The organism is Paucihalobacter sp. (assembly GCF_036825875.1).
Classification (GTDB): Bacteria; Bacteroidota; Bacteroidia; order Flavobacteriales; family Flavobacteriaceae; genus Paucihalobacter.
On the sequence record NZ_DAISXK010000002.1, the window covers coordinates 1 to 26,082 of the forward strand.

Below are 26,082 nucleotides of genomic sequence, written 5' to 3' on the forward strand. Positions count from 1 at the left end.
ATCGCGCCTGCTTTGGGAGCAGGAGGTCGCAGGTTCGAATCCTGCCACCCCGACCGCCAAAATCCTTTTCACGTAGTGAAGGGGATTTTGTGTTTTAAAAACCATGAGCTTGCTCAAATGGTTTTTAAAACAAAAAATACCAAAAAGCGCAGCTTTAAAGGATTTTGGCGAGCAACGATCCATCTTCAGGATCACGAAGTAATCCCTTCATTCAAAAAATACAATTAAATAGACTGAGAATTCATTCGTTTTAGTAATTGCCATTTATATTTCTGCTTAATTTTTACAAATGCAATCCACATTCTGTCTTTGGGTGGTTGTTCCATCTACCATTTCTATCATCACCAGGAACGGTGCAGTGTTTACAACCAATAGAATTATAACCTTTAGCCACTAACGGATGAAATGGTAAATTATGTTCTTTAATAAAAGCATCACGTGTTTGTTTACTGATATCAAGCAGCGGATAAAATTTTAAAATGCCGTTGCGTTCTTCAAAAATATCGAGCGTTGCTCTGTGGTCACTTTGCCATTTCATTAGACCAGACATCCAGACTTTGTAATTTTTCTTTATGGCATCCAAGGGTTTTACCTTATTTATAGAACAACAAAAATCTGGGTTTTTTAACCAGGTTTGGTCTTTAGTTGTGAAATCATGTTCTTCTTTTAAAGCACTAATAGATTTAACATTTAAACCATACTGAGTACTCAATTGCTCTTTGTATGCTAAGGTATCATCAAAGTGGTAGCCTGTGTCAATGAAGAAGACAGTTTGACTCGAGTTAACATCTGACACTAACTTTAATAGAAAAGCCGAGGTGGCTGCAAATGAACTTGTGAGCATCACATCGTCTTGATTGAAATCTTTGTAAAGTTCATTGATGCGTTGGGTAGCTGTCAGTTTTCTGTACTTATGGTTTAGTGAAGTAATTTCATTGGATGAAAGTACATCATTGTTTTTTAATTTTTTATCGGTTTCAAACATAAAAGTTCAATATATAAGCGGCAATTTAAACATGTTTGTCAAATAAAAGAAGTGACAATTAATTTTTATGAATATGGTAATATAAGCCTACTTTTTCTCATTTTTTGGCATCGGTCCTCGTAAATGTATGATTAATCCGTTAAGAAAATTCCGTAGCACTTGATCTCCACATTCCATATATTTAGGATGGTCTTCGTTTCTAAAGAAAGCACCAAGTTCGCTCTTAGAAATCCTAAAATCTACCAATTCTAAAATTTTGACTATTTCATCATCGCGAAGTTTAAGGGCGACTCTTAGTTTTTTGAAAATATCGTTATTTGTCATGCTAAATAGGTTAGGTATTAATTTTTGTCTTTTTATTTTTTTTCTACTAACCAAAGATAGGCCTCTAGAAATTCTTTATTCCAAAAGTCTTCATTGTGTTTGCCACCATTTACAATTTTATTTCGAATTTGGTTTTCGTTAACTCCTTTGTTTAAAAGCAAATCTACCATTTTTTGTTGTTCAGCAACGGCTGTTTCACTTTCTTCAGTTCCAATCACAAAATAGAATTTTTGAGTTTTTGGTATTTCGGAGGCCTGTGCAAAACTGTATATATCGTCGGTATACCAAAAAGATGGCGAAAATATACCGGCATTTCCAAACACATCAGGATATTTTAAAACTGCATAAAATGACAATAAACCACCTAAGGATGATCCCATAATGCTGGTGTGTTCGGGTGCGGAAATGGTTCTATAATTCTTATCAATATAAGGTTTTAAAGTTTTCACAATAAATTCAAGATATATATCACCTTTTCCTCCACCATATTTTTCATGATGAAAAGGCGTGAGTTCATCAAGTCGTTTTTCGTTGCCATGTTCTATACCTACGATTATGGTTTGTTGGTTATAAATACTATCTAGAATTTCATCAATTTTCCATTCACCGGCGAACGAAGTTTCACGGTCAAATAAGTTCTGAGCATCGTGCATATAGATGACTTTATAAGCGTTTCTAGAATTTTGATAATTTATAGGTTTATATACCCAGATTTGCTTATCGCTGTCAAGTTGAGGTGCTTGTATACGGAATATTTCAATCTGTTGTGATGCAGTACTTTGCGAATAAGAAATGAGTCCTATGAGCAAAACGAAAAGTAAGAAAATATGACAAAAAACGCTTGTTTTTCCCATTATGCTTGAGATGAAAGTTTAATTAAATCGACTAAATACTTAAAAGTTTTCGACAAGTTACAATTATTCGACGACAACAATTTATCTATTCTAGCTAATTTAGTAACCATAAATAACGATTCCTCCAGTTATGATAAATAGACTAGAAAAATTGAGTTTGCTTTCGGAGATGATTGCATTCGCAAGATTAGATGAATCCATTAAATCTATTGAATATAGATTTCTTTTGGGCGTTGCAAAGCAACTCGAAGTTTCGCAAGAAGATTTTGACTATTTGTTTGAACATCCTGTGACCTATATGCATTTAAAATCGCATAGCGAACGCATTGTTCAATTTCATAGATTGGTGCTATTGATGAATTTAAATAAGGAAATCACACCTAAGGAGTTGGTGAAATTACACAACTTTGGGTTGCGTATGGGATTAAGTCATGAGTCTATAAATCGAGTGTTAGATCTTATGGAAAGTTTTCCTAATAAAATTGTTCCTGCAGATTTTTTGATTGATATCTTTAAATTACAATATAATTAATTTCGATAATAATTTTAAAATCAGGCTATCTTAAGTTTTTCTAGCTTATCTTGATAGGCTGTAATTTCATCTCTAAACCGCGCTGCTTCCATAAAATCAAGTGCTTTTGCTGCCTGTTCCATTTGTTTTCGTTTATCTCTTATAGCTTTTTCTAACTCACTTTTAGTAAGATATTTAGATTCTGGTTCAGCCGCTTTACTAGCTTCTTGCTGATAATAATAGGTGCTTACCGAATTTCTAGCCAAGGAACTATCTAAACTTTTATTAAGCGCTGTTGGCGTGATATTATTTGCAAGATTATAGGCAATTTGCTTGTCTCGTCGGTAGTTGGTTTCGTTTATAGTTTTTTGCATGCTATTGGTTATTTTATCAGCATACATAATGGCTTTTCCGTTAAGGTGTCGCGCCGCACGCCCAACGGTTTGGGTTAATGAACGGTTAGATCTTAAAAATCCTTCTTTATCAGCATCGAGAATAGCGACCAATGAAACTTCTGGCAAATCCAAACCTTCACGAAGTAAATTAACACCAACAAGCACATCAAATATTCCTTTACGCAAGTCTTGCATTATTTCAACACGTTCTAAGGTATCAACATCGCTGTGAATATAGCGACATCGTATAGCCACTCGGGTGAGATATTTCACCAATTCCTCAGCCATTCTTTTGGTAAGTGTTGTTACAAGTGTGCGTTCGTCTTTTTCAACTCTTTGTTGAATTTCTTCAATTAAATCATCAATTTGATTAAGGCTAGGACGCACCTCAATCACTGGATCTAAAAGTCCAGTGGGTCTAATAACTTGTTCTACAAAAACGCCATCTGTTTTTTGCAATTCGTAATCTGCTGGTGTCGCACTAACATAAATAACCTGATTTTGAAGAGCCTCAAATTCTTCAAATTTAAGAGGTCTGTTATCCATGGCAGCTGGCAATCTAAAACCATACTCTACAAGGTTTTCTTTTCTACTTCTGTCTCCGCCGTACATGGCGTGAACTTGTGAAATGGTAACATGGCTTTCGTCTACCACCATTAAATAGTCTTCTGGAAAATAATCCAAGAGGCAAAACGGACGTGTGCCAGGTGATCGTCCATCGAGGTATCGCGAATAGTTTTCAATGCCTGAGCAATAGCCTAACTCCCGAATCATTTCTAAGTCAAATTCGGTACGCTCTTTAAGTCGTTTGGCTTCTAGATGTTTGCCAATGTCTTTAAAATAATCGTGCTGTTTTACTAAATCATCTTGAATTTCTACAATTGCATTTTGCAACACATCGGGCGAGGTCACAAACATATTGGCTGGATAAATATTCAGCCTGTCGTACGATTCAATGATTTCATTGGTTTGCACGTCAAAGGCTTCAATTTCTTCAATTTCATCGCCAAAAAAATGTATTCTGAAAGCATTATCAGCATAACCAGGAAACACATCAACAGTGTCACCTTTTATTCTGAAATTGCCATTATTAAATTGAGCTTCAGTCCGTGAGTACAAACTTTGAACCAAACGATGTAATAATTTGGTTCTCGAAATAACTTGATCACGTTCTAGAGTGATGACGTTTTTTTGAAATTCCACAGGATTTCCAATACCGTATAAACAGGAGACAGAAGCTATTACAATAACATCTCTTCTTCCTGAAAGAAGTGACGACGTAGTGCTAAGTCTTAATTTTTCGATTTCTTCATTGATGGATAAATCTTTTTCAATGTAAACTCCAGAAGTTGGTATATAAGCTTCGGGTTGATAATAATCGTAGTATGAAACGAAATATTCTACTGCATTTTCAGGAAAAAATTGTTTGAACTCTGAATACAATTGCGCGGCCAAGGTTTTATTGTGAGCTAAGACTAAAGTAGGGCGTTGTACTTTTTCAATAACATTTGCGACAGTAAAGGTTTTACCAGAACCAGTGACGCCCAATAATGTTTGATAACGTTCGCCGCCAGCAATAGCTTGCGCTAATTTGTTGATCGCTTGTGGCTGATCGCCTGTAGGGCTAAATTCTGATTTAATTTTAAATCGCATAATGCAAATTTAGTTCAGTTTCGAACTTTAAAAAAATGACTATTTAATTAAAACGCGTTATTTCTTGAAACCTTATCTTTTTAAAGTGAAATGGCCACGATAAGTTGTGCCATCTGTTAATGTTGCCAAATACCAATAATCATTAGTAGGCATGGGTTTGCCGTTAAGACTTCCATCCCAAGCGTTATTGATGTCCGTCATTTGTTTAATTAATTTTCCATAACGGTCAAATATTTTTATATCTATACCAGTATTAAATTCTGAATCCACACCATATACCTGCCAAAAATCATGAAAACCATCGTTGTTTGGAGTGAAAAATTTAGGAAATCCTAAGACGGCAATTCTTTGTTCAACAATACCACAGCCGTTTTTATCACGCACAAAAACATCATGAAATCCAGGACTCACATTGTTGAAAACATGGCTATCCTGATAAAATCCATTGCTGCTATCTAAAGCAAATTCATAATCTCCATCGCCTGAAACCTCTACGGTAACTGTATTGTTATCCGTTGCCTGAGAAATATTAATACTGTCTATGAATGCGACGTCGGAAGGCAATACGGTAATTGTTCTGGAATTACTACATCCATTAGTATTGGTCACAAAAACGGTGTATGTTCCGACAGCGTTGATATTATTGAAGGTAGTAGTTACATCTGTAAGTGTACCATTAAAAGACCATTCGTAATAATAATTATTTGGAATGTCGTTAATCACACCTCCAAAAAGTGTGATGGTTTCGGGGAATGAATTCAAGCAATAAATCACAGTCTCATCATTAGCAAGTTGAGGTGGCGGCAACACTCTTAAATTTAAACTTGAAACACTAAAACACTGATTGTTTGAACGAATGTTTACATAGATAGTTTGATTATATGCTTCAATATTTTGATAATTTAGAGAAATAGCATTCCTTCTAGTTTGAGCATCCACGGCCGTTTCATGAAATGTTAAGGTGGCATCTTCGGGAATTTGATTTGAGATGGAGTTTCTCACGCTGGTAAGATTGAAAGTAGTGAAACCTTCAAGGTTATTACTATCACAAGCAGTTACCTCTGGAATAGTTATAGCATTATTATTGATTTGAAGTTGTACTTGTGCAATATTAAAACAGCCAGATTGACTAAATACTCTTGCAAATACATTTTGAAACGGACTGGTGTTTTCAAATTCAAATGGAGTATTTATTGGGTTGGTATTTAGCTCAGCATCATTTTCAGAAAGAAAGAAATTCGAAATCACTAGATTTTGATTGTCATTGGTAATTTCGGTTTGGGCGTTGAATAAATTATAAATGGTTATTCCGTCTTGATTAAAATCGCATTCGGTTAATACTGTATCAAACACCTCAGGAATTGCGTCGTATTCAACAATTATTTCTCCGAAAGACTCACAATTATTATCCAATAAAATTTCGACATTATAAGTTCCGGGTTCATCAATAGTTAGAATAGCATTGGTTTCGCCTTCTAATTCAACACCGTCCTTAAACCATTGGTATTGATTTGTTCCAGGTTCTGTTGCGTTTATGGTGAATGTTTCGATTCCACAAAGTGCATTTCCTGTTGAAAGTAATCGATTTAATCCTAAATCCGTTGACAATTGAAAACTACCAGCTTCAAAGAACACAGCTGAGTCAAAGCGGTAGTTAATATGATCTGCGATAACAAGTTTAACTCGATACGTTTCGTTAGGAATCACATCGGCGGTTGCTGTTAAAACTTTTGTTTGTCCGTTAAAATTAATGGGTGCATTTACATCGTTGAATTGGTCGAAATAAAATTCGTTTTGTGCTGGACAGCCATTGGGAATTTCGGGTAATACGTTTGTGACTTTGATAGGTATATCGGTCCCTGGGACAACCGCTATATTCGTGTAAAGTTGGTCGTTAATGGGTCGAATTAGAAAGGCAAACAAATCCGAAAAAATACAAGTGTTGGGATTATTTTCCTGATATTCTTCCGAAGCAAATAAATATTTAAAGCTTATTTGGGAAGCGACTGCTGAAAACTCAAATTCAATAATCGTAGCGTTATGAGTATTGTCTAATCCCAGATAAAACTCTAACTCGTCATCGCCAACCCAGCCGGGTGCATCATCATCACTTAGATTATCATTTGGTCCAGGAACATTGGAAAGTCTTCCAGTTGATAATACAATTCCACGTTCAAAAGGAAAATTGGAGCCATTTCCTTCAAAATAGCCAAAACTCGTATCACCATCAGAAAAATTGCCGCCGATAACATTTACAACCTGTACATTAGTTATGCAATTGCTGTCAATCAAGATATCCTCAATCAGTTGCTGTGGTGTATATGTCTGACTTTCAACAGATATATTTTGGCTCCAACCAAGAATAGAAAACCAACAAAAAAAATAGAAAAGAATTTGCTTCATATTGTAACCTAAACCCGTTTGCAAAGATACAATTAGCAAGTTATTTGAATGCTGAAATAAATGTTAAAGACGGAAACAGAAATTACGCAGTTGATTTTATCGCTTTAACGCAAAATGTCCTTTTACTTGAAATTGAATATTGCCTCTTACAACATCTGCCACAAACCAGTAATCGTTCGTTGGCATGCGCTGTCCGTTATAATTGCCATCCCAGCCCGAAGAACTAGAATTTAAGGTTTTTAGCAGTTTGCCGTAACGATCAAATATATTAACGATGGTGCCAGGTAGGGTTTCAACGCCTGATATATGCCATGTGTCAAAATATCCGTCGTTATTTGGAGTAAAAAATTTTGGGGCGTCAATAACGACCACTTCACGATCCACAGCCGAGCAACCATTTAAATCTATGATGGTGATGGTGTGATATCCTAAAGTAACATTCTCAAAAACGTTAGATTCTTGAGGCGCGCCACTATCTAAGGCATAGGCGTAATTGCCAATACCTGTTACGGTTATAGTAATATTGTTGGGATCGGAAAAGTCAATAATTTCAACAACTTCAATGTTTGCCGGCTGAGACTCTATAACGTTGAATGCGACCGTGGTCTCGCAACCAAAAATACTAGTAACGGTTACAGCGTAGTCACCAATCTCCGAAATATCAATTTCAGGAGTTGTTTCGCCTGTAGACCAAACATAACTATCATCTGGATTGTTGGTATTCGCGCTTACAGTAACCATACCAATTTCAAGACATATAACTTGATTTGGAATTTCAACCACTGGTAAAGGGTTGATAATAATCGTGAACTGCGTGATTTCAAAACAACCTGTACTGGTGTTTTCAACCCGTGCGAAAATAACATCCATATCTCGGGCTTCGAAATTGTTATTTAAATTGTTATTTGAATTTTCTGCATCCGTATTATTTAGATAATAAGTAACTGAGAAATTATTGGGGTTTTGACTTCCCAAAATGGTTTGAGTTTGTTGTGACAAATCAAAAAACAAGAAACCGTCATAATCATCATCGCAAGATTCTAGATCTTCAGGTTGGTTGGCAATCGGTAATGGATTGACGTTTAATTCAAACGGATAAATTATAAAACACTGCGTTATTGAATGTTGAACTCTAGCATAAAGTATATCGTTCGCCGTTTGATACATGTAATTATTTTGAATGGCGTTAGTTTGATTTTCCGCATCATTAAGCGATGTGAAATAAGACATTTCTACATTATTTGTGTTGTTTATTATTACATCGTTTATGTCATTTACATTAAAGGTTTGGTCAACATTGTCGCAGATGTCATAAACTTCAAATGTGTTTATAATTGGTGGTAGATTAACTTCTAGTTCAATCGGGATTGCTAAATAACAATTAGAGATGGTATTGGTTACCTTAAAATAAACTATTTGTGGATTGCTTAAATTAGTATAATTTCTAGGGTCAGAAATAGGGTTAAGGTCGGCCTCTAAATCAGCCAAATTTTCAAAATACGCTGTTTCAATGTTATCTTGGCGCACGTCAAGAATGTCATTTGCAGCATCAGTCAAATCAAATTGTACGATTCCATCATAATCGTTATCACAGCTAACCAAAGGATCAGCCTGGTTAACTTCTGGTGCCTGAATTACATTGATCGTAAAAGTTGTGATCGAAACGCAAATTGTACCGTTGTCAATGCGTGCAAAAAGTTGTTGGGGATTTACAGTGTTGCTGAATTGATTATTAACAGCATTTTGATTATTGACCGCATCAAATTGATTAAGGTGAAATGTAATGTTTAGGTTGTCGTTTATACCTTCAGCTATTTCGGAAACCTTAAGATTTAAATCGAAATTTTCACGACCATCATTAGATGCATCGTCGCAAACAAACCAATCTGTTGGTTCGTTAAATTCTGGATTGGTGCCGACTTCAATGGTGAAATTTGAAGTTCCATAACAATCGATGTCTGTCAGATTTTCTACACGAACAAAAATCGTTTGAGGATTGGTGATGTTTTGATAGGCAATGGTTTTATCTATTATATTGGCTCTATTGTCAGCATCGTTTTGATTTGTGAAATACAACACCCTTTTTCCAGATTGACCATTTAGAATTTCATTGTCCTTTGAATTAAAAAAGAAATCGCCAAATCCATCACTGTTATCCTCGCAAATTCTATAATTACTTATGGTAGTGAATTGCGGTAAAGTATTTATAATGATTCTTATTGGTTCAGTAGAAAAACATCCTGTAACACTGTTTTCAACTCTAGAAAATACAGTAGTTGAGCTGGTTTGAAAACTTTCTGGATTGGCTATGGGATTTGAATTGGACTCCGCATCTTGCAAATTATTATGAAACGTGATATCGCGTTCGTTGGTACTGATAACCAATTCGGTAATGGTATTGTTCAAATTTACGATTGAAATTCCATCAAAATCATCGTCACAAATTATTATGTCTGCTGGTTGATTGGTTAACGGCGCTGGCAAGATGTTTACTGTAAATTCATTAATAGCGGCACATCCAGTTTGGTTAAATCGAATTCTCGTGTAAAGTGTTTGCGGATTTGAAATATTGGTGTAAAAGTTAGGAAGTTGATTCGTGTTATTATTGGCATCTTCCTCCGTTGCAAAATAAAACACGCTGAAACCAGTTTGGCCATCTGTGATGAGCGCATTAAAGCTTGATAATTCAATAGAAGTGAAACCATCTTGGTCTGTATCACAATAATCTACCGTACCGATTGATTCAAATTCTATAATCGGTACAATAATTAACTGTATGCTGTCATATTCCGTACAAGTGGGACTGCTAAGTTCTATAAAAATTGTTTGTGGGTTTTGGGTTGGGGTAAATGGAATATTTCCATTTATTGGGTTTATTCGATTGTCTCGGTCTTCTTGAGTTAAATAGAATGTTACAGTTACATCAGGTATATCATTTATAATAACATTAGCTATGTTATTGAAACTAAAATTCTCTACACCATCATTATCAATATCGCATCTCGAAAAATCTCTAATTAGAGTTCCTGTTAAGAGTAAGTTTGTATGAATTTCAAAAGATACGATTGTTGCACAGCTCGTATCATTGTCTTCAACACGAATGTAAAGTTCCTGTTCATCGATAACAGTATTTTCGTAGTTGGATGGATTTGAGATGCGGTTTTCGCCTACAAATGCGTCTTCAAAGGTCTCATAAAAAGATACGTTTACATTGGTGAGGCCTTGTAAAACTTCGTCGGTAATGTCATTTAAGTTAAAGTTGGCAAATCCGTCATGATCAGGATCGCAAGCGTCAATATATAAATTTGCCGAATTAACAACAGGATTAGGCAGTACCGAAATATTGAGCGTAGTCGTGCTCATACAACCAGTGGCTGAATTAACGACGCGCACAAATACCTGTTCGTTCATAGACGTGTTCACATAAGGCATTGCGATTGCGTTGCTTCCTGTTTCAGCATCAGTTTGAGTATTGTGATAACTAACCACTAGAATGGGCTGGTTGTTTGTTATTTCTTCGTCCTTTTGCGTTAAATCTATTTGCGTTACGCCGTCAGCATTGGCATCGTCACAAACTAATAAATCGGTTGGTGAACTTATATTTGGTAAGGCGTTTACTACTAGATTAAATGAGGTAAATGCCAGACAACCAGAATCTATATCTTCAATTCTTACAAAAATAGATTGCGGATTGGTCGAGTTTTGAATTGGGTTATTAATTTGATTTATATCGTTTTCAGCATCATCGCTAGTTAAATGATAAGATATTTGGTAATTAGACGAAGGCACCGATGCCAAAACTTCTGTATCTTTAATAGTTAAATCGAAAATTTCTATACCATCACCACTCGAATCATCGCAAATTTCAAAATCCGAAATAGAAGTCGCTGTTTGGGTGCTACTTAAGGTTACGTTTATAGCATCCTCAATGAAACAAACAGAATTGGCAAATGGAATTTCAATTTCAACCCGATAGTTTCCTGATTCAATAATGTTCAAATTTGCTTGATTTGCTCCAGTAATAAGTACATCGTTAAAGAACCAGCTATAGGTTGCAGCTGGATTCTGAATATCCCCGTTAAGTTGAACAGTATCCGCACAGGTTGAAAAATCTTCACCCAAATCGACGGTTGAGTTAAAACTATTCCCTTCTATAAATACGGCAGAATCATAATTTTCGTCATCTTGATCGGCAATTACTAATTTAATTTGGTAGGCAACGTTGGGCGTTATGCTTGCCGAAGCGGTTAATATCGTAGTTCTTCCGTTATAATTGGTGTGACCTAAATTATATCCTTCAAAAAACTGGCTGTTTTCTTCTGGACAAAAACCTACAATTTCATCGTGTATTGTACTGGTATTTACGGGAATGTTTGTGTTTGGAACTAATGCAATATTGGTGTAAGGATCATTTGTTCCAGCTAACCTAATCAAGAAAGCAAAGCCATCGGCATAATCACAAGGAAAATTTGCAAAATATTCTTCCGAAGCTAAAATGTAATTAAACGATATTTGATTGGCGGTTGAAATAAATTCAAACTCTATGGAAGTCGCGTTTAGGGTTCCCGTAATTCCAAGTGTTTGTTCTAAATCCAGATCGGTTCCCCAAGCTGGAGTTCCCTCGTTTAAAATTTGTGTATTTTGAGTATTTCCTCCAGATAACACATTGCCAGTAGCAAGTACTATCCCATTTTGAAAAGGAAAATTAGAACCTGCACGTTCAAAATAGCCGAAGCTATTAAAACCATCAAGGCTACCATTTATGGGTGACGAAATGTTTGAAACTTCAACACATCCTGAGATCAACTGATTTTGAATTAATTCTTCAACAGTGAAATTATCATTAATCGCAATTTGTTGCGCACCACAAATTATGCTGATACAGCACAGTAAAAGGGTGAGGGAGCGATGATTAAATTTCATTAAGTTTCAGTTATATATTAAATAGCAAAAAGCTTTGAGGCAATAAAACAAGGCTTCTATTCAAAATCACAACGAAAGTAGGCCTTAATTAGATAAAAAGCAAATAACATCGATAAAATACATATTATTTTAACATTTAATTCTCATGACGAAATTATGGGTATAGTTTTCTACGCTTATAATCAGTGTTTATCCGTTTATATAGGCCTCCATATTGAATATTAATTATTTAAATTAAAAGTAACTAGAAGTTGGGTACGTTCAATTGAAATCTGATTCAGAATCAAATGAAAAGCTATCCTGTTTTAGCGCGGATGATTAAATAAAAATGAAAACTAATATCAATAACTAATAGTCACCCAACCTGACGGGTTTCTAAAGTCTGGATCATTTAGTTTTAGGATGTAGTAATAGCTGCCCGTTGGTACCAAATTTCCAATTCCATTTATACCTCGGTTCGGAATGCCGTCCCAAGGCGCTGAATTGTCTCCCAAAAATATTAAAGTTCCATACCGGTTATAAATAAGCAATTCGTGGTTGATAAAAACATTATATAAACCTTGTATATTAAACCAATCGTTTAACCCATCATTATTAGGTGAAAATCCTTCGGGTATTCTAGGTGGGCAGTTTTCAATCTGTAATTCGGACTGGAAAACTTCAAAACATGCGTCAGTTATTTGTTTTATGTAAATGGGTTGTGGATTAGTATTGTTATTATATTGGGTAGGATTGCTAATGATATTTACGTTACTATTTAAATCTTCAAGCGTTTCAAAAAAGCTATAGTTTTCGTCATTCTGATCTGGCAATGTTTCAATTAAATCAAATAAATTGAAGGTTGCAATTTCAAATCCTTCATTACAAGCGGTAATTTCTGGCAAAGAAACAATGTCAGGCGGCAGCAACAATTCGATATTAATAGTAAATGCATTATTTTCTTCGTTAAGTTCGGTAACAATACCTTCACCGGATCCATTATCATCAACGGCAATTGTAAGTACAAATTCAGGAGCAAGATTCTCAGGAATTTGAAGGATGATGGATGCGGTTTCAGAACTGTCAATATTCAAATTATTCTGCGTTGAACTTTGACCGACTAAAGTGTTATTGGCATAAAATGCAATTGGCGTATTGGCTGGTAAAATATCCGTGCTGTTTGAGTTAAAGACTTCGTAAACAAGTTCAATTTCAAAACTATTACATTCTACATCATACTCAATAAGTTGAATGGTGGCGTCGGGTAACTGGCTGTTCAGTACAGTTATAACGTTATTTATCATGACAAAATCCTGACCCGAAGTGAGTTGAATAGTTGCCGAAGTATCGCCAATATTAATTAGGTTTTGAATATTGTAGAAATCAATATCCATATTCCATAATTCGGTGGAATTCGTAAAACTATTGGTGCTGTTAAAAGCGTTGTTTACAGGATTTAAGGGTGGATTGCTAATCGGAATTCCGTTAATACTCAAAGTTTCATTTACAGCTATTGCTGCATCGCCTTCCCAAGCAAGGAAGCCTATTTTTGCACCTTCGTTATCTAATACATTTAAGTTTGCTAAAGTAATATTTAAGCTTGTTGGTACACTTTGAAGTCCGTCATATACATTCACTTGATTCAATGGTAAATTATCATCTTCAAAAACAATAATTATGGCCCAACCTGCGAAATTTGTACCGGTGGGACAGTACGGAGCAATTACTTCAGTTAAGTCTAATTCTGATAAGGTGTAGATTCCGTTTCCTTGTTCTAGGATTAAATTGGTGACATCAGCAAAGGCAGCGAAAAATATGCGATTGGCGTCGAGGCTATTACTAAATGTGCGCTCAGCTGAAATGGTACTATCGTTTAAATTCACTTCAAAATCACCTTCGCCTGAACCAGCCCAATACAGATAGGCAGCAATTACTGTTTGATTCTCGTTGAGGTTTAAATTTGCTGAAGATGAGGTTAAAATTTCACAAACCGAAAAAGGCCCATTTTCCGACGTATTCATAGTATTGCCAATGGCGGTGTAATCAAAGCGTCCGTTAAATTGTTGGAAAAGACTTACGTCCTGAGCATAGAATGAATTAAAATTCAAAACTATAAAGAGCATTGAAACATTGAAGAGGTACTTCTTCATGGTAGGCTTATTGTGCACTCGAAGTTACAAAAATTAATTTATCGTTTCAACGTAAAATGCCCTTTAGCCTTGCGTCCATCTTCTAAAGTAACTGAAAACCAGTAATCGTTAGTAGGCATTACTTTGCCATTAAAAGTACCGTCCCAACCCGAACCAAGTGGGTCTAATTCGGCTAATAATTTACCATAGCGGTCAAAAATATAAATAATGGTGTTGGGCTGAAAGTTTCTGCTTACGCCTTTTATTTGCCAAAAATCATTGTAACCGTCGTTATTTGGGGTGAAATATTTTGGAAAACCGATTACAGAAACCATTTCATCCACAATACCACAATTATTTTTATCGCGTACAAAAATGGTATAAATGCCAGGTTGTAAATTATTAAAGGTGTTACTGTCTTGGTATAGACCATTCGAATTATCTATGGAAAATTCGTAATCGCCTTCACCACTTACTAAAACGGTGATACTATTGTCTTGGGTTAAATCGGTGACTTCAAAATTTTCAATCGTTGCGATATTTGAGGCCATAACGGTAATAGTTCGGTCTTTGAAACAACCGTTGGTGTTGGTAACGCGCACAGTATAAGTACCAGGTTCATTCACTTGAATTTGCATAGTTGTTGCGCCAGTAGACCAATTGTAAAAGAAATTGTTAGGAAGCTCGTTAAGCACACCGCCATCTAAAGTAATGGTTTCTGGGAAGAAATTTAAGCAGTAAAGCGTTTCAAACTCGGTTTCAATTTGTGGTAATCTGAAGACACTTAAGGTAACTTCGTTAATACCAAAACAGGCATTGTCGTTTTCAACGCGCACAAAAATTGTGTGATTAAAAGCAGTACTGTTGGTGTAATTATTAGGGAGTTGATTTTGTTCTAAAAGTGCATCATCTAAGGTTTCAAAATAGGCAATATCCAAACCAGCTGGCAATCCTGATAAAACTTGTTCATTAGCATCGGATAAAGTAAAGGTGTAGAAGCCATCTTCTTCACCATCATCATCACAGGCAGTTAATTGTGCGTCGTTAGCCGAAGTTGCACTTACTTCTAATGAGACCTCTGCAATATTGGTGCAACTGGTTTGCGTGTCTGTAACTAAAGCATAAACTAGTTGTGGATTTTCAAAATTATAAAAAGCGTCACCATTAATGGCGTTTGTGTTATTTTCAGCATCGGAAATAGATAAAAAATAATCTACAGTACGGTTGCTTTCATTATTGGTTATATCATTAAATATTTCGTTGATATTAAAAAGGGTAAAACCATCGGGAATTCCATCTTCGTCGCATTGAAATATGGTGGCATTTATGGCTTCGGGAGCTGGATTTATTACCAGATTAAATGGTGCAGTAATAAAACATTCTGAGTTATTATTATTGGTAATTCGAACAAAAATAGTTTGGTTAAAAGCTGTTGTATTGTTGAAGTTGGAATTGATTGAATTCACATTGGCATCGGCATCTGTTTGGTTAAGGTGGTAACTAACCGCGTAAGTTGCTTCGCTTTGAGTACCTAATAAATTTGAATTGAATGCATTCAAATTGAAGACTGCAAAACCGTCAGTAGGGTCGTTTAGATTGTCACAAATTTCTACAGTCGTTTCGCCTTGGATTGTTGGTGTGATAAACACTTCAAAATTAAAACTTGTGGTGTCATAACAATCGGGATTATTGATATTTTGAACTCTTACAAAAATTTCTTGTGGGTTCACGGTATTGGAAAAATCCGTCATTAACGGATTTATATTATCGATGGCGGATTGCAAGTCGGTAAAGTACAAAACCTCATAAATGCTTGAATCTAAAGGTCCCAAAATTTCAGCATCTTTGGTTCTTAAGTTAAAGTTTGCCGTTTCCGTACTGCTGCAAACGTTTACATCAGATGGTTGGTTGGCAATAGTTGGCACTTCAGAAATATTAACCACCGCTTCACCTTCAATAGGACATTCGCCATTATTTGGCTCAATAAATACTTCGTAAAAACCAGACGTATCAACGGTAAGCGTTGCACTTATCTCATCAGGGATCTCAACATCGTCTTTAAACCATGTGTAATCTGCACCAGGCAAATCATCAGCTTGTAAAGTAAAAACGCTGCCATCGCACAGTAAAAGTTCGGTGGTGCTAATACCATTTCTAATAATATCTATTTGAGAGTTGAAAAGCGACTGAATAAATGGAGGTAAACCAATTCTACTTAGATTTTGGCCTGTACCATTCACGTCTAAAAGTACACCTTGTTCATTATATCCAGCTGCGTTGCCATTTGCTTCGGGATTATTGATGACACCTAAATACCGCGCAACGGCATTGTTGCCCGTAAAACTTAATTGAGCACGGTAAATTTTCTTGTTGATACCTAATTGCAAGGCACCTGCACTCATAGAGTTTGATGTGTGAATTATTTGAGCGCTTGCTGGAATATTGGCAGCTTCTAAATCCCATTGAATTACTTGACTTGCGCCATTTCCGTCAATGCCCAAGCCAACGGTGGCGTATAACTTTCGGTTTTCAGATGAAAATTCAACACCGTACGGACTGTTATTGTTTTGCGGAGAATAAACTTCTAACGGATTAGAAACAATTCCTGTATCGTTATCAAAATCATAGAGATAAACACCACCTGGACCATCTACACCAGTTTGGGTGGAAAAACCATAATGTGCAACTCCAAGTTTTGTGCCGTCCGGCGACGCTTTTAAATAGCCCAATGCATTTCGGCGGTAACCAGCAAAAGGAACAAAAGGTGTTACGGTTGAAATTACTGGATCTGTAGTAACGCCATTTTCATCAATTTTAAAGGCGTAAAAATTGGACCCAAAATGTGATAATACCCAAAAAGAGGTGCAATCATCTGCTTTAACCGCAGTTATTTTTTCTGAACATTTATAATCGACTTGAATAGGAACATTTGGGTCGTAGGTTATAAGCGCTACGTTTTTTTCAGAAGGTACCACATCACCCAAACCACCTTGTAATGACATATCAACTAAGGAATATCGCAACCCGTTATTCACACCATCACCGGCTGATTGATTTGGAAATGCGGCTGTATTAAAATGGTGTGGCTCATCAACAGTAAATAAATAAAAGAAATTGGCATCCTGTGGTTTTGGTACAATTAAGCCCGAAGATGTGCTAGATTCATCACCAAACAAACCTGTTCCGACGGCTTCGTTTGCATTGGGCATACGTTGGTGGTTTCTGTTCCATACAGTGCGGCCATCGGAGTAAAAAAGTAAATTACCTGCGGTATCGGATATAGATGTACAGCCTTCAAGTGTACTTAGCTGGCCATTGGTTAGTGCAGTAACTTGGTCGGTGGCTTGGTTAAATCTTAAACCAGCACGTTGGCCAAAATACCAATTAGAGGCTTCGTTTTGGGCTAAACTTGTAAGGCCCACTAATAAAATAATGGTAAATAATATCTTTTTCATTCGCTGTAGCAACAGCTACCAAAGATATTATAAATCTCGCTTTTTTAATAATCTGTAAGACAAAAACACAAAAACGGCAGTCCAACCTAAAACAATAATAATTTCATACCAGTGCACGGCAAAGTCATATGCCATCTCGGTTTTATCAGGAAACTTAGTCATGGCTATACGTTGAAATGGTTGGTCTATAAGTTTATACATAGATTTAAGTGGGAAGAAATTTTGAATTTTTTCGGCAAAACTCATGTCGGATTTCCAGGCGATAATTCCGAAGGTAATCCATTCAAGAATGTAAAGAATAAATAAAAAGGCCAAGGCAAATGCCGATCGTTTCACGAGCATCCCAAAGAATAAACACAAGCTAAAAAAGCCAACAAGCTTCACAAAATAGGCTAGAATATATGCGGTGTCTCTAAAAATAATACCAATTTCGTTGTAACTGGAATAATACAATCCAATGCAAAGCGATAAAATAAATATAATTACCGTAGATACCAACGAGAAAAATACAATCGTATAGAACTTAGAAAGAATAAATTCTTTTTTACTCAAACCGTCAATAAGATTCTGTTTTAAGGTGCGATTGCTGTACTCGTTTCCAATCATACTCACAACCACAATAGCAAAGAAAAACTTGAATTGAGATGCAAAAAAAGTTGTGATATGCCAAATCATCGGAAAATTGAAAACACCGAGTTCGCCTAATTCAATAATAAACAATCCGAAGAAATTAATTTTAAACGATGATAATAGTAAAATAAATAGTGGTAAAATAAACGATATAAAGATCAGCACTTTATTAATACGGCTCAATAAAAGTTTCTGTAATTCTAATTGCAATAAACGAATCATAATGTAGCCTAAATTAGTTAGCTTGGTTGTCGGTAAGTTGTAAAAATTGTTCTTCAAGACTTTCTTTTCGTTTTATCAAATGCGAAAGTGTAATGCCTTTATCAAACATCATTTTGTTAAAGGTTGAAGCTTCTATTGGTGCGTTTAAAAATACCGTAACAAGTTCGTTCTCAACTTTAATTTTATTGAAGTTTTCGTCGTGTTTTAAAATCGAAATCATTTTATCTTGTTCCGTACATTTCAGTTCAAAAAACCCATGACTGCTTATCATTTCATCAACACGACCTGAGTATAATTTTACACCATGACGCAATACTACCACATGGCTGCAAACTTTTTCAACTTCATCTAATAAATGCGACGCTAACAAAATGGTAGTTCCATTGGCAGCAATATCTTTTATAATTTGTCGAATTTGGTGAATACCCTGCGGATCTAATCCGTTTGTTGGTTCATCTAAAATTAAAATTTCGGGATTGTTTAATAGGGCAGAAGCAATCGCTAATCGCTGTTTCATACCCAAGGAAAAAGTTTGAAATTTACTGTGTTTTCTGTCTAAAAGCCCGACGATTTCTAGTTTTTTGTTGATTTCATCTGGATTGACACCTTTTATTTTACAAACCAATTTTAAGTTTTCAGCAGCCGTCATGTACGGATAAAAATTAGGTCGTTCTATAATTGCGCCAACTTTTTTTAATGCATTATGGGTTGAAACAGTGCCGTTAAACCAACTGAAATCTCCAGAAGTTTTATTTACAACATTTAAAACAATACCGAGTGTTGTAGATTTGCCGCTGCCATTCGGGCCGAGAATGCCGTAAACATTGCCTTTATTAATGGTAAAACTTAAGTCTTTTACCGCGGTTATTTTGCCAAAATTTTTTGTTAAATTATTGATGGTTAGAATGGTTTCCAAAATGAAGTCAGTTTAATTATAACACTTCAGTAGTGTTTTGGTTAATTATTTAATATGACGAAGCTAAACAGATATTGTTACAAGGATAGCAATAAAAACCTTAAATTTGAGTAAGAATAATGTTATGCAAGATTTAAAAATTTCGAAAAAAAAACCATCTTATCCCATTACCGATAAGTTACATGGGTATCTGTCGCGGTATAACAGAAATATTAAAATACCAATATTTTACGATGATTTGCTGCGATTTCAAGGTTCAGTTACAGTTTATGATAGAAATGATGTGGACACGCTATGGATACGGGTATATTTCGATGAACATGAACGCCAGGAAATTGATTTATCGTTAAAGAAAGTTTATACAATTTTGCATTCCGATGGAAACGATACTACCATTCCGTTTCTAAATGTAGATGCGGTTGATTACTGTACTTTTGGAAATTCAAAACCTTTCAGAATAAAAATTCGTAATATTTTAAACGATAACTTCACCTATTTTTATGTAAAAAGGGCCGATGCGTCTCGTATTTATGGTTTAGAATTAGAACATATGCTGTCGCCTTATAATTTAAATTTTTTGGTCTATAAGGATACGCTTATTGAAGAACATATTGCTGGCATTCCAGGTGATGATTTTATAAAAAACTATCTGCCAAAATGCACTAAATCGGAAAAATCTCAAATTGCGAAGGAGTTTGTAAAATTCAACGAACGGTGTATGATTCGTCTTTTGGGCGATATGCGTTCTTATAATTATGTAATTGTTCCAACCCATGATTTTGACCATGTGGTTTATAAAATTCGGGCCATTGATTTTGATCAGCAATCCTTTGAAGGCAAGTTTAACATTTATAGACCACAATTTTTTAAAGAAAATTTTAAAATGGTTGAATTAGTGCAGGAAAGCTTTAAAAAGTTTTCAGTTGACCAATATAAAATTGAAGAACGCTCTATTTTAGTGAAACGACTTAAAAGCTTTCAAGGTAGAATAGATAAACTGCTAAACTGTATGACCAACGATAGTATTTCTTATGATGGACATATTGAATCACTTAAGAAAAGTATTTTCGATTACACCTTAGATCAAAAATTTATGCGCTGTAAAACAATGGGCGACATATTGAAAAGAGCCTTAGAGTATTTAACGCGTAACTATGAAAGTGTAAATATACAAGCGTTGAAAACGAAGTAAATATCCCCATTGGATTGCGGGAAACAGCTTTAAAAGTCAAAAAATAGAATTCTTTTAATTCCAGTGTTCGTCGAAGTCTAAACTATCATAATCGTCTATATCTAAACCATCCTCAAATTCATCATTAAAATCTTCTAGATTTTCAGCCTCAAATTTTTTTTCAGGCGCTGTGTCGGGTAATTGTCCGTGTACAAACATCAGATTAGGGTAATCTGTTCCTTTGGCTTCTTCAACTATTTCGGCCAATTCAACATAAAATGTCCACATACTTAAAAAATCGTAAACATAAATGAGTTTGGTTTGTACTTCGTGAATTATTTCTTTGATGATTGTGGAACTCATGGTTCGTTCGGCGGCATCGTCACCTAAATCTAACATAGGTATTTCTTCGCCTTGATTCCACGCATCGTCACTTAAAAAAAATGATGCCATTTCCAAGCCATCAAAGCCGAAACTTTGGGCAATACAATTGTGTAAATCCTCAAGAGAATCCGTTTCTCTTATTTCGATATCTCTAAATACGTCTTCATCGGTATCGTTATCTAATACCACTCTAAATCTGTAAATCATGTTAGTTTAATTTTACGTAACAAAGATACTAATTAAGTTGAAGAGACTTGCGTTTGCCTTTGATTTAGCTTGCTGCTTTCAAGAATTAAATAGAATTGTATGCCTATCATAATTGCAGCAATTACCAAATGTAAAGGCTGTGTTGAAAAAGGAAAATCAAAATAGTACATAGCAATTCCGGTCAGTATTTCTAAGGCAATACACCACATTACTAAACTAATTTTTTGGTATCCGAGTTGTAATTTTCGGTTTCTTAAAAATAGCCATCCATTTAAAATTAATACTAAAATGGATAATGAACGATGAATATAAAAATTTAAGGTTGGCTCGGCTAGCCACTCACTTTTGATATAGCCAATTTCTTTAACTTGTTCATCAACATATTGTCTTACCTGTGTGCCTAAAACTATTTGAACTAAAGTAAGAACTGTGGCCGCTATTAGTGCCCATTGAAAAGTTTTGTCTGCTATTTGATTTTTGAAGCTTGTTTTGGAGGCGTAAATTAAATACAATATGATAAACACAATTACCAAGGCCATTACCATATGAATGGTTATTTTAAAAGGCGCCAAATTAGAATCCACGACGGTTTTACCTAGCCATGCCTGAAAACCCATGGCAAAAACGGTTATAACACTCAGTGGAAGCAACCATTTATTATCTTTCCAAAGCCAAATAGACATGATGGTAAAGATAAGAATGGGTATTCCTGAAAGTGCGCCGATAAGGCGGTTAATATATTCTACCCAAGTATGTAAAGGATTGTATATGGCATAATCGTGGGCTGTGAAATCCGTCCAATTTTCATCGTTTAAAGTTGTGCCAGAAACAAAGTCTTTCTTGGCCACTTTAAGCGCTTCATCTACAATAATGACAATTCCTTTTTTATAGGTGTAATTTGGTTTAAACTCAAGCTCCGAAGCTTCGGTTGGTGGAATATAATAACCAAAGCATTTTGGCCAATCCGGGCATCCCATTCCTGAGCCGGTCATTCTTACTACAGCCCCGGCAATAATCACAAAATAAATAAGCACTAAGGCTATTTTGGCGGTTTTTCTGAATTTTTTAATCATGATTTGGTTGCAACTTTTAAACCTAATTTTTCACCTTCCTTGAGCATCATCTCGTAAGCCGCTTCGTATTGGTTGGGAATTTCACCCTCTAAAACAGCTTCTTTAATGCGTTCTTTTATAATACCGATTTCACGTGATGGACTTAAGTTAAAGGTGGTCATTATATCTTCGCCACTTATTGGTGGCTGAAAATTTCTGATGTGATCCCGGGCTTCAACTTCTTCAATTTTTTCCCTTACCAATTGAAAATTGTGATGGTATTTTTTAAACTTCTTTGGATTTTTCGTCGTGATATCTGCCTCGCAAAGCGTCATTAAATCATCAACAAAATCACCAGCATCAAAAACAAGTCTGCGTACTGCTGAGTCGGTGACATAATCGGCCAGAGCAATGGGTCTGGAACTCATAAATACCAATTTTTGAACATATTTCATTTTGTCATTCAAAGGCATTTTTAGTCTTTTGAATAATTTGTAAACCATTTTTGAGCCTTCAAATTCATGACCGTGAAAGGTCCATCCAATTGTTTTATGAAATTTTTTGGTAGGCGCTTTGCCAATATCGTGTAATAATGCAGCCCAACGCAACCAAAGGTTATCGGTATGATTGGAAATATTATCAAGCACTTCTAAGGTATGGTAGAAGTTATCTTTATGGCGTTGTCCTTCAATTTCTTCAATACCTTTTAAAGCTATAAGTTCTGGTAAAATGTGTTTTAGCAATCCTGTTTTTTCTAATAATAAAAAGCCTTTTGACGGTTGTTCGCTTTCCATTATTTTATGCAATTCAGTTACAATCCGTTCGTTGGTTATAATAGTTATCCTCTGATGATTTTTTGAAATGGAGGCCAAGGATTCGGCTTCAATTGTGAAGTTAAGTTGCGTTGCAAATCGAATGGCGCGTAACATTCTTAGTGGATCATCGCTGTAAGTAATGTCAGGATTAAGCGGGGTTTTTATTATTTTATTTCGTAAATCATCAATACCGTTAAACGGATCGAGTATATCTCCGTAGCGTTCCTGGTTTAAGCTAATCGCCATGGCATTTATGGTAAAATCTCTGCGATTTTGATCGTCTTCAAGGGTGCCGTTTTCAACAATAGGATTGCGGCTGTTTTCGATATATGATTCTTTGCGCGCACCTACAAATTCAATTTCGATATCTTGGTAACGCAACATGGCTGTGCCGTATGTTTTAAAAACTTTCACCTTCGGTTTATTTGGTAATAACGACGCTACTTTTTTAGCCAGTTCTATACCGCTGCCAATTGCTACAATGTCAATGTCTTTGGCATCACCGCGTTCTAAAATAAAATCACGTACAAAACCACCAATCGCATAAGCATCAAGTTGTAAGGATGCCGCCGCTTCAGATATTTTTGAAAAAATGGGATGTTGTAATGCTGTTTTGTAATTCATCAATTTATTACCGTATCACCTTAACGGTACCGTCATTTCCCAATCTAATTATAGAGGATGGATCGGCATTGCCGTTTTCGTTTGGCAAATTTACAACATAGTCTACACCTTTTAAAATACTACCGCTAATTTCACTGAAATGTTTTGGTGTAGGTTTCCCCGAAATATTTGCAGAAGTTGATACAATTGGCCTTTTTAATTTCCTAATTAATTGGTGTGCAAAACCACGGTCAACTACTCTTATGGCTAGAGTGTTGTCCGCCGCCACCAAGTTTTCAGCAATGTGAACAGGTTGATCGTAAATAATGGTAGTTGGTTTTTTGGCATATTTTAAAATATTATATGCCAAATCTGGAACATTCGATATGTATTGCTCCAACATTTTAAAATCAGAAACTAAACAAATAAGCGCTTTGCTTTCCTCTCTTTTTTTTATTTGAAATATTTTTTCAATAGCTTCGTAATTAGTTGCATCACAACCAATCCCATACACGGTATCGGTAGGATATAGAATGGTGCCACCGTTTTTGAGGATGTTTAAGGCTTGTTGAATTTCAGTATGTAAAGTCATTTATTGAAAAATTTGGAAGATTAAACTTCTTTTAACGATTGTTTGTATTGCAAAGACTCACTCATTGGAGCACCTTTTAAAATTAAGCTAAATAACGGTCTGTTTTTCGATTTAATGATACTACTCATCCCATATTTAATTAATAGAAAAGCAAACACCGAAAAATAACCCCAATTTCCATAATGTTTTTTCATAATATATAATAATGAAATTTTCAGCTCTTTTTTAATAGGAATGGATTTTCCGGTACTAGCGCCATGTAAGTGTGTAAATTTTGCCTCAGGGACTAAAACAGCCGATTTATTGATTTTTTTCAAGCGCAAACATAAATCGGTTTCTTCGTAATACAAGAAAATTTGTCGGTCAAAACCGCCTACTGATTCGAAATCCTTACGACGAAGCATCATAAAACTTCCCGGTACAAAATTAACTGTAATCGGTTTTAGGTAAGCTTTTTTTCGTTTGGGATATTTTTTTGGATTGATGAATTCCAAAAACGAACGTCCTAAAATTTCACGCATTGGAGAAGCAAAATGATCTAAAGAAATCATGAAATCACCATTTTCTTTGAAAGCTTGGCCACCAACAACACCTATAGCGTCATCTGTTTCTAGATATTTTTTTAAGATTGATAAGCAATCATTTAGAAAAAGAGTATCGTTATTTACAAAAGCTACATATGGTGCATTTGTGTATTGATAACCATGCATATTACCACCGCCAAAACCTGTATTTGTAGGACTTCGATACAGTTTTAATTTAGGATTACTCTGTTTGTTTACAAATTTTTTTAGGGTGTTAAAATCTTCTGTTTCGGAGCAGTTGTCGGTGATTATTATTTCAAAATGAAGCTTAGTATTAGTTTTTGAAAAAATGGATTCAACGCAACTAATCGTATGATGACTTGAATTGTAATTAATTAAAATAACGGCTACATCACTCATGGATTATAGAAATTGATTGACACCTTTTTCAATATAGGTGATTTTTTTATGGGTGGTTTTTTTTTCAATTTCTAAATTGAGTTCAATATGACTTTTAGATTGTTCGGGATGATAAATGTGATATACAATTCCGGCATGTTTAAGTCGTTTGCCCTGAATGCCAATATTGTGAAGACGCTGTATCATTTCAGAATCATCAATACCCCATCCAACTAAATTTTCGTTAAAACCATTTATTTTAATGAAGTCGTCACGCCAAAAAGACATATTACAACCTCTTAATTTTGTAGATCTTGTGTTTGATGTTTTAGCGAAACGCATTAAAAAGGGTATATGAAGTGTACGACCTCTTTTTTTAATTCCTTCACTAAAAAATCCGAAATGTATTTTTTTCTGATTAAAAATTTTAGGTATATTTTTTTTTTGAATATTAACTCTAGATCCATACAAGTAGTGACCTTTTTCAGAGAAATTTAAATGGTCTTCGATAAAGTTTTTATGCATAATAATATCCCCATCAATTTCAACAATATAATCGAACTTGGCTTTTGCAATGGCTTGATTCATAATTCTTGGCTTTCGGTTTTCAAGGTCCTCATGCCAAATGTGAATAAGTGGTATTGGAAATTTCTGTTGAAAGTTTTCAATTAATTGACGTGTTTCTTTTTTTGAACCATCGTCGGCTATTATCACTTCATTGGGTAATACAGTTTGATTTAAAACACTTAAAAGCAAAAGCTCTAAGGCTTCGGGCCAATTATAGGTTGGTGTAACTAGGGTGCAGGTTGGGTGTGGTTTCATTGGTTAAAAATAATTATTTAAGAATTAAACAAGCACAAAGTTCCATTGAAAATTTAGACTCAGAATTAAATGAATGTCTTAGCTTTTATAACTGTTCAATTAAGAAGCAAGTTATCATTTTTTTTATATTTTTG

At 35.2% G+C, this 26,082-nt stretch carries 18 protein-coding genes; 2 read left to right on the forward strand and 16 right to left on the reverse strand.

The window, feature by feature from the left end; translation table 11 throughout:
• Positions 1-283: 283 nt before the first annotated feature.
• From V7Z48_RS00995 to V7Z48_RS01005, 3 genes are all read right to left on the reverse strand, one after another.
• Complete coding sequence (locus V7Z48_RS00995; protein ID WP_334111519.1) at positions 284-985, reverse strand: phosphoadenylyl-sulfate reductase; 702 nt, start codon at positions 983-985, stop codon at positions 284-286.
• A gap of 87 nt (positions 986-1,072) precedes the next feature.
• The gene (locus V7Z48_RS01000) at positions 1,073-1,309 is read right to left on the reverse strand and encodes a DUF1456 family protein (protein WP_334111520.1); all 237 of its coding nucleotides are present in this window, start codon (positions 1,307-1,309) and stop codon (positions 1,073-1,075) included.
• 32 nt (positions 1,310-1,341) lie between these two features.
• A complete protein-coding gene (locus V7Z48_RS01005) occupies positions 1,342-2,118 on the reverse strand; it encodes an alpha/beta hydrolase (protein ID WP_334111521.1) in 777 nt (258 codons plus the stop codon).
• A gap of 175 nt (positions 2,119-2,293) precedes the next feature.
• Here V7Z48_RS01005 and V7Z48_RS01010 point away from each other — a divergent pair, with 175 nt between their 5' ends.
• On the forward strand, positions 2,294-2,695 hold the full coding sequence (locus tag V7Z48_RS01010; RefSeq protein WP_334111522.1) for a TerB family tellurite resistance protein: 402 nt from the start codon (positions 2,294-2,296) through the stop codon (positions 2,693-2,695).
• Between the two features lie 20 nt (positions 2,696-2,715).
• Here V7Z48_RS01010 and uvrB read toward each other — a convergent pair whose 3' ends face one another.
• The 7 genes from uvrB to V7Z48_RS01045 form a co-directional block, all read right to left on the reverse strand.
• Positions 2,716-4,722, reverse strand: coding sequence for an excinuclease ABC subunit UvrB (gene uvrB / locus V7Z48_RS01015; protein ID WP_334111523.1), 2,007 nt, complete (start codon positions 4,720-4,722; stop codon positions 2,716-2,718).
• 72 nt (positions 4,723-4,794) lie between these two features.
• Positions 4,795-7,125: a T9SS type B sorting domain-containing protein gene (locus V7Z48_RS01020; protein ID WP_334111524.1), complete on the reverse strand. Its 2,331-nt coding sequence runs from the start codon at positions 7,123-7,125 to the stop codon at positions 4,795-4,797.
• A gap of 96 nt (positions 7,126-7,221) precedes the next feature.
• Positions 7,222-12,048: a T9SS type B sorting domain-containing protein gene (locus V7Z48_RS01025; protein ID WP_334111525.1), complete on the reverse strand. Its 4,827-nt coding sequence runs from the start codon at positions 12,046-12,048 to the stop codon at positions 7,222-7,224.
• Between the two features lie 341 nt (positions 12,049-12,389).
• The gene (locus V7Z48_RS01030) at positions 12,390-14,177 is read right to left on the reverse strand and encodes a gliding motility-associated C-terminal domain-containing protein (RefSeq protein ID WP_334111526.1); all 1,788 of its coding nucleotides are present in this window, start codon (positions 14,175-14,177) and stop codon (positions 12,390-12,392) included.
• Between the two features lie 38 nt (positions 14,178-14,215).
• On the reverse strand, positions 14,216-17,611 hold the full coding sequence (locus V7Z48_RS01035) for a T9SS type B sorting domain-containing protein (protein ID WP_334111527.1): 3,396 nt from the start codon (positions 17,609-17,611) through the stop codon (positions 14,216-14,218).
• Between the two features lie 27 nt (positions 17,612-17,638).
• A complete protein-coding gene (locus tag V7Z48_RS01040; protein WP_334111528.1) occupies positions 17,639-18,463 on the reverse strand; it encodes an ABC transporter permease in 825 nt (274 codons plus the stop codon).
• A 13-nt stretch (positions 18,464-18,476) separates the two neighbouring features.
• Positions 18,477-19,379: an ABC transporter ATP-binding protein gene (locus tag V7Z48_RS01045; RefSeq protein WP_334111529.1), complete on the reverse strand. Its 903-nt coding sequence runs from the start codon at positions 19,377-19,379 to the stop codon at positions 18,477-18,479.
• 124 nt (positions 19,380-19,503) lie between these two features.
• Here V7Z48_RS01045 and V7Z48_RS01050 point away from each other — a divergent pair, with 124 nt between their 5' ends.
• Entirely contained in the window at positions 19,504-20,571 is a 1,068-nt protein-coding gene (locus V7Z48_RS01050) for a hypothetical protein (RefSeq protein ID WP_334111614.1), read from the forward strand.
• A gap of 54 nt (positions 20,572-20,625) precedes the next feature.
• On the opposite strand, the gene V7Z48_RS01055 is transcribed toward V7Z48_RS01050, so the two are convergent.
• From V7Z48_RS01055 to V7Z48_RS01080, 6 genes are read right to left on the reverse strand one after another with little or no spacing between them, the layout of a single operon-like run.
• Positions 20,626-21,141, reverse strand: a complete 516-nt coding sequence (locus V7Z48_RS01055) for an IS1096 element passenger TnpR family protein (RefSeq protein WP_334111530.1) — start codon at positions 21,139-21,141, stop codon at positions 20,626-20,628.
• A 32-nt stretch (positions 21,142-21,173) separates the two neighbouring features.
• Positions 21,174-22,214, reverse strand: a complete 1,041-nt coding sequence (locus tag V7Z48_RS01060; protein ID WP_334111531.1) for a COX15/CtaA family protein — start codon at positions 22,212-22,214, stop codon at positions 21,174-21,176.
• Positions 22,211-23,632 carry a CCA tRNA nucleotidyltransferase gene (locus V7Z48_RS01065; RefSeq protein WP_334111532.1) on the reverse strand — a complete coding sequence of 474 codons (1,422 nt, stop codon included), beginning with the start codon at positions 23,630-23,632 and terminating at the stop codon, positions 22,211-22,213. The genes V7Z48_RS01060 and V7Z48_RS01065 overlap by 4 nt, the downstream gene beginning before the upstream one ends.
• A 7-nt stretch (positions 23,633-23,639) precedes the next feature.
• The gene (locus V7Z48_RS01070) at positions 23,640-24,203 is read right to left on the reverse strand and encodes an L-threonylcarbamoyladenylate synthase (RefSeq protein ID WP_334111533.1); all 564 of its coding nucleotides are present in this window, start codon (positions 24,201-24,203) and stop codon (positions 23,640-23,642) included.
• A 20-nt stretch (positions 24,204-24,223) separates the two neighbouring features.
• Positions 24,224-25,147 (reverse strand): glycosyltransferase family 2 protein, encoded by a 924-nt coding sequence (locus V7Z48_RS01075; RefSeq protein ID WP_334111534.1) that lies wholly within the window; start codon positions 25,145-25,147, stop codon positions 24,224-24,226.
• A gap of 3 nt (positions 25,148-25,150) precedes the next feature.
• Positions 25,151-25,948 (reverse strand): glycosyltransferase family 2 protein, encoded by a 798-nt coding sequence (locus V7Z48_RS01080; RefSeq protein WP_334111535.1) that lies wholly within the window; start codon positions 25,946-25,948, stop codon positions 25,151-25,153.
• Between the last annotated feature and the right edge of the window lie 134 nt (positions 25,949-26,082).